This window comes from Halorhodospira neutriphila (genome assembly GCF_016584055.1).
Taxonomy (GTDB): domain Bacteria; phylum Pseudomonadota; class Gammaproteobacteria; order Nitrococcales; family Halorhodospiraceae; genus Halorhodospira; species Halorhodospira neutriphila.
This window is the reverse complement of the sequence record NZ_NRSH01000130.1, coordinates 1-6,026: the sequence shown is the minus strand read 5'-3', so window position 1 is coordinate 6,026 and position 6,026 is coordinate 1. Positions and strand designations below refer to the sequence as shown.

At 73.7% G+C, this 6,026-nt stretch carries 3 protein-coding genes and 1 pseudogene; 3 read left to right on the top strand and 1 reads right to left on the bottom strand.

The window, feature by feature from the left end; all coding sequences use genetic code 11:
- Window positions 1–108: 108 nt before the first annotated feature.
- From parE to htpX, 3 genes are all read left to right on the top strand, one after another.
- Complete coding sequence (parE, locus tag CKO13_RS10085) at window positions 109–2,022, top strand: DNA topoisomerase IV subunit B (protein WP_200260392.1); 1,914 nt, start codon at window positions 109–111, stop codon at window positions 2,020–2,022.
- Between the two features lie 33 nt (window positions 2,023–2,055).
- Window positions 2,056–4,320 carry a DNA topoisomerase IV subunit A gene (parC, locus tag CKO13_RS10080; RefSeq protein WP_200260389.1) on the top strand — a complete coding sequence of 755 codons (2,265 nt, stop codon included), beginning with the start codon at window positions 2,056–2,058 and terminating at the stop codon, window positions 4,318–4,320.
- A 114-nt stretch (window positions 4,321–4,434) separates the two neighbouring features.
- Window positions 4,435–5,328: a protease HtpX gene (gene htpX / locus CKO13_RS10075; RefSeq protein ID WP_200260386.1), complete on the top strand. Its 894-nt coding sequence runs from the start codon at window positions 4,435–4,437 to the stop codon at window positions 5,326–5,328.
- 55 nt (window positions 5,329–5,383) lie between these two features.
- Here htpX and CKO13_RS10070 read toward each other — a convergent pair.
- A pseudogene (locus CKO13_RS10070) lies at window positions 5,384–6,026 on the bottom strand (EF-P beta-lysylation protein EpmB); the annotation flags it as partial.

The following is a 6,026-nucleotide window of genomic DNA, read 5'->3' as shown; positions in this document are numbered from 1 at the left end:
TCCTGGGCCCGGCGGCGCCTGCCCCCCCCCACTTGTAAGTTGCCGCTCAGGACTTGAGACTTACGCTCGCTGAGTGCGCTATTGAGACGAGGACCGCCGAGCCGCCCCATGACGAAGAAGACGCAGCCGAGCTACGACGCCGCCGATATCGAGGTGCTGACCGGGCTGGAGCCGGTGCGCCGGCGCCCCGGGATGTACACGGACACCACCCGCCCGGACCACCTCGCCCAGGAGGTCATCGACAACAGCGTCGACGAGGCCGTCGCCGGCCACGCCGACCGCATCGAGGTGACCCTCTACCGCGACGGCTCGCTGGCGGTCAGCGACAACGGCCGCGGCATGCCCGTCGACACCCACCCGAGCGAGGGCGTCCCGGCGGTGGAGGTCATCCTCGGGCGGCTGCACGCCGGCGGCAAGTTCTCGAGCAAGAGCTACCGCTACTCCGGCGGCCTGCACGGGGTCGGCGTCTCGGTGGTCAACGCCCTGTCGAGCCGCCTGGAGCTGCGCATCGGCCGCGGCGGCCACGAGTACGCCATCGCCTTCTCCGCCGGCGAGAAGCTCACCGAGCTCGAGCGCGTCGGCAAGGCCCGGGCCACGGGCACGACGCTGCACTTCTGGCCGGAGGCGGGCTACTTCGACCACCCGCGCTTCTCCCGGGGCCGGCTCGAGCACCTGCTGCGGGCCAAGGCGGTCCTCTGCCCGGGGCTGACCACGCGGCTGCGCGACGCCACCGCCGTCGACGACGAGGCCGAGGCCGAGGAGCTGAGCTGGTGCTACGCCGACGGGCTGCGCGACTACCTCGCCGGGGCCGTCGCCGAGCTCGAGCACCTGCCGGAGCCGCCGTTCACCGCGCGGCTCAGCGCCGAGCACGAGGAGATGGAGTGCGCCCTGGCCTGGCTGCCCGAGGGCAGCGGCCCGGCGGAGAGCTACGTCAACCTCATCCCCACGCCGCTCGGCGGCACCCACGTCAACGGCCTGCGCACGGGGCTGACCGAGGCGGTGCGCGAGTTCTGCGAGCTCCACGGCCTGCTGCCGCGGGGGGTGCGCATCGCCCCGGAGGACGTCTGGGAGCATATTACCTACGTCCTGTCGGTGAAGATGCACGAGCCGCAGTTCGCCGGGCAGACCAAGGAGCGGCTCTCCTCGCGCAGCTGCGCTACCTTTGTCTCCGGCGCCGTCAAGGACGCCTTCAGCCTCTGGCTCAACGAGCACACCCAGGCGGCCGAGGCGCTGGTCGACCTGGTGGTGCGCGCCGCGCAGCGCCGCCAGCGCGCCGCCAAGAAGGTCACCCGCAAGCGGGTCGGCTCGGGGCCGGCGCTGCCCGGCAAGCTCGCCGACTGCACCGGGCAGGACCCGGTGCGCAGCGAGCTTTTCCTCGTCGAGGGCGACTCCGCCGGCGGCTCCGCCAAGCAGGCCCGGGAGCGCGAGTACCAGGCGGTCATGCCGCTGCGCGGCAAGATCCTCAACACCTGGGAGGTGGCCCCCGAGGAGGTCATGGCCTCCCAGGAGGTCCACGACATCGCCGTCGCCCTCGGCGTCGACCCCGGCGCCGACGACCTCTCGGCGCTGCGCTACCACAAGGTCTGCATCCTCGCCGACGCCGACCCCGACGGGGCGCACATCGCCACGCTGCTCTGCGCCCTGTTCCAGCGCCACTTCCCGGCGCTCGTCGCCGGCGGCCACGTCTTCGTGGCCATGCCGCCGCTCTACCGCATCGACGTCGGCAAGCAGACCTACTACGCCCTCGACGACGGCGAGCGCCAGGGCATCCTCGACCGCATCGCCGCCGACAAGCCCAAGGGCAAGGTCCAGGAGACGCGCTTCAAGGGCCTCGGCGAGATGAACCCCGTGCAGCTGCGCGAGACCACCATGGACCCCGACACCCGCCGGCTCGTCCAGCTCACCGTCGACGACGCCGAGCAGACCGACGCGCTGCTCGGCATGCTCCTCGGCCGCGGCGCCGCCGCGCAGCGGCGCGAGTGGCTGGAGAGCAAGGGCAACCTGGCGGAAGTCGTCCTCTAGCGCCCGCGAACCCCCCGTGCCTGCTGAGGGAAAATGACCGATACCACCGCGACCGAGTTCGAGACCCAGCCCCTGCGCGAGTTCACCGAGCGGGCGTACCTGGACTACTCCATGTACGTCATCCTCGACCGCGCGCTGCCCCACGTCGCCGACGGCCTCAAGCCGGTGCAGCGGCGCATCGTCTACGCCATGTCGGAGCTCGGCCTCTCGGCGGCGGCGAAGTACAAGAAGTCGGCGCGCACCGTCGGCGACGTCCTGGGCAAGTACCACCCCCACGGCGACGCGGCCTGCTACGAGGCCATGGTCCACATGGCGCAGCCGTTCACCTACCGCTACCCGCTCATCGACGGCCAGGGCAACTGGGGCTCGCCGGACGACCCCAAGTCCTTCGCCGCCATGCGCTACACCGAGGCCCGCCTGACCCCCTACGCCCGGGTCCTGCTCGGCGAGCTCGGCCAGGGCACGGTGGAGTGGGGGCCGAACTTCGACGGCGCCCTGCAGGAGCCCGAGCGGCTGCCGGCGCGGCTGCCCAACGTGCTGCTCAACGGCGGCTCGGGGATCGCGGTGGGCATGGCCACCGACATCCCGCCGCACAACCTGGGCGAGGCCGTGGCGGCGTGCAGCCACCTCATCGACCGCCCCGAGGCGCCGACCGCCGAGCTCTGCGAGCACCTGCCGGCCCCGGACTTCCCCACCGCCGCCGAGGTGGTCACCCCGCGCGACGAGCTGCACCGGATCTACGAGCGCGGCCACGGCACCGTGCGCGCCCGGGCGCGCTGGGAGTACGAGCGCGAGGCGGCGCAGATCGTCGTCCACGCCCTGCCGTACCAGGTGGCCGGCGCCAAGGTCATGGAGCAGATCGCCGGGCAGCTGCAGGCGCGCAAGCTGCCCATGGTCGACGACCTGCGCGACGAGTCCGACCACGACCAGCCGGTGCGCATCGTCGTGCAGCTGCGCTCCAAGCGCCAGGACCCGGAGCGGGTCATGGAGCACCTGTTCGCCACCACGGACCTGGAGCGCGGCTACCGCGTCCACCTCAACGCCATCGGCCTCGACGGCCGGCCGCAGGTCTTCTCCCTGCGCGGGCTGCTCACCGAGTGGCTCGCCTTCCGCACGGAGACCGTGCGCCGGCGCCTGCGCTGGCGGCTGGAGCGCGTCGAGGAGCGGCTGCACATCCTCGAGGGGCTGCTGACCGCCTACCTGAACATCGACGAGGTCATCGCCATCATCCGCGAGCACGACGAGCCCAAGCCGGTGCTCATGGAGCGCTTCGGGCTCACCGCCGCCCAGGCCGAGGCCATCCTCGAGCTGCGCCTGCGCCACCTCGCCCGGCTCGAGGAGCAGAAGATCCGCGCCGAGCAGGGCGAGCTCGAGCGCGAGCGCGACACGCTGCGCGCCACCCTCGGCTCCGAGGAGCGGCTGCGCGAGCAGGTCCGCACGGAGCTGCTCGCCGACGCCGAGGCCTACGGCGACGAGCGCCGCTCGCCGCTGGTCCACCGCGAGCCGGCGCGGGCCATCGACGAGACCGAGCTCATGCCCAGCGAGCCGATCACCGCCGTGCTCTCCCAGAAGGGCTGGGTGCGCGCCGCCAAGGGCCACGAGGTCGACCCGGTGGGGCTGTCCTACAAGTCCGGCGACGGCTACCTCGACCACGCCCACGGGCGCTCGAACCAGTCGGTGGTCTTCCTCGACTCCCACGGCCGCGCCTACGCGCTGCCGGCCCACACCCTGCCCTCGGCGCGCAGCCAGGGCGAGCCGCTGACCAAGCGGCTCAGCCCGCCGGAGCAGGCGCGCTTCCAGGCGGTGCTCGCCGGCGAGGCGCAGGGGCGCTGGGTGCTCGCCTCGGACGCCGGCTACGGCTTCCAGGTCCCGCTCCAGGAGCTGCTCTCGCGCAACCGCGCCGGCAAGGCGGTGCTCACCGTGCCGGCGGGCTCGGCGCCGCTGGCCCCGGCGCCGGTGCCCGCCGAGGCGCAGGGCGCGGAGCTGGCGGTGGCCAGCTCCGACGGCCGGCTGCTCGTCTTTCCCCTCGAGGAGCTGCCGGAGATGGCCCGCGGCAAGGGCAACAAGCTCATCGGCATCCCGGCGCAGCGGCTGCGCAGCCGCGAGGAGGTGGCCGTCGCCGTGGCGGTGCTGCCCGCCGGCGCCGGGCTCTACGTGGCCGCCGGCAAGTCCGGCAAGCGCCTGGGCGCCGAGCAGCTCGAGCCCTTCCGCGCCGCCCGCGGCCGCCGCGGCGTCCAGCTGCCCCAGGGGCTGCGCCGCGTCGCGCGCCTGGCGGCGGTGCCGGCCGGCGGCGGTTGAACTTCCGCCGCTGCGCCACTACCTAAGGAGAGGCGGCGAGCGGGCCGGTGCGCCCTGCGCGCCGCCGCGGCAGACCGTCGATTGGAAACCGTACCCGGTGGAAGGAGCCAGCCTATGCTGACCCGTATCGCGCTTCTCATCGGCACCAACATCGCCGTCGTGCTGGTGCTGTCGATCATCCTCAACCTGCTCGGCGTCGAGCAGCTGCTGCAGCGCTCGGGCATCGATGCCGAGACGGCCACGCTGCTGATCTTCGCCGCGGGCATCGGCTTCGCCGGCTCGTTCATCTCGCTGGCGATGTCCAAGCCCATGGCCATCCGCATGATGGGCGCGCAGGTCCTCGAGAGCCCCCGCGGCGAGGCCGAGCGGTGGCTGGTGCAGACCGTGCGCCGCTTCGCCGAGCGCGAGGGCATCGGCATGCCCGACGTGGCCATCTACGACGCCCCGGAGGTCAACGCCTTCGCCACCGGCGCCCGGCGCAACAGCGCCCTGGTGGCGGTCAGCTCGGGGCTGCTCCAGCAGATGAGCCGCGACGAGGCCGAGGCGGTCATCGCCCACGAGGTCACCCACGTCGCCAACGGCGACATGGTCACGCTCACCCTGATCCAGGGCGTGGTGAACACCTTCGTGATCTTCCTCTCCCACATCGCCGGGCGCTTCGTCGACCAGGTCGTGTTCAAGAACGAGGAGGGCCACGGGCCGGGCTTCTGGATCACCATGATCTTCGCCCAGATGGTCCTCGGCGTGCTCGCCTCGATGATCACCATGTACTTCTCCCGGCGCCGCGAGTTCCGCGCCGACGCTGGCGCCGCCCGCCTCGCCGGGCGCGAGAAGATGGTCGCCGCCCTGGAGCGGCTGCGGGGCTCGGCGGCGCCCCAGGACATGCCCGAGGAGATCGAGGCCTTCGGCATCAACGGCCGCATGGGCGGCGAGACCCTGAAGCGGCTGTTCATGTCCCACCCGCCGATCGAGGAGCGCATCGAGGCCCTGAGGGCCAGCGCCGCCTGAGCGCCGTCGTGGTAGCCCGCGCGGCGGCGGCCGGGCCGAGGCGCGGCCCGGCGGCCTAGCCGGTGAGCCCGGCGGCGAGCACGGTCTTCGCCGCCGCGCCGGGCTCCTCCCGGGCCAGCCGGGGGACGAGGTAGCCGGGCAGGCGGCGGGCGAGCGCGTCGACCAGGCGCCGGCCGGCGGCCTCGTCGACCTCGAAGTGGGCGGCGCCGGCCACCGGGTCGAGGAGGTGGAGGTAGTAGGGCAGGGCGCCGGCCTCGAAGAGCCGCTCCGAGAGGGTTTCGAGGGTGGCGGCGTCGTCGTTGACCCCGCGCAGGAGCACGGCCTGGTTGAGCAGCGCCCCCGTCGCCGCGCCCAGCCGGCGCAGCGCCGCGGCGGCGGCCGCGTCGATCTCGTTGGGGTGGTTGGCGTGGACGACCACCGCCGTCTGCAGCGGCGTCCCGGCGAGGCGCTCGGCGAGCGCGGCGGTGACCCGGGCGGGGACGGCGACGGGCAGCCGGGAGTGGATGCGCACCCGGCGCACGCCGGGCAGCGCCGCGAGGCGCTCGAGGCACTCGCCGAGGGCGGCGTCGTCGAGCAGCAGCGGGTCGCCGCCGCTGAGGATGACCTCGGCCGGCGCCCCCTCGGCCTCGAGGCGCTGCAGCGCCGCCCGCCAGCCGCCGTGCTCGGCGTAGGGGAAGCCGCGGCGGAAGCAGTAGCGG

Bases quoted from the DNA above. Each gene is read 5' to 3' on its own strand.
- parE (WP_200260392.1), top strand. From the start codon at position 109: ATGACGAAGAAGACGCAGCCGAGCTACGACGCCGCCGATATCGAGGTG.
- htpX (WP_200260386.1), top strand. From the start codon at position 4,435: ATGCTGACCCGTATCGCGCTTCTCATCGGCACCAACATCGCCGTCGTG.
- parC (WP_200260389.1), top strand. From the start codon at position 2,056: ATGACCGATACCACCGCGACCGAGTTCGAGACCCAGCCCCTGCGCGAG.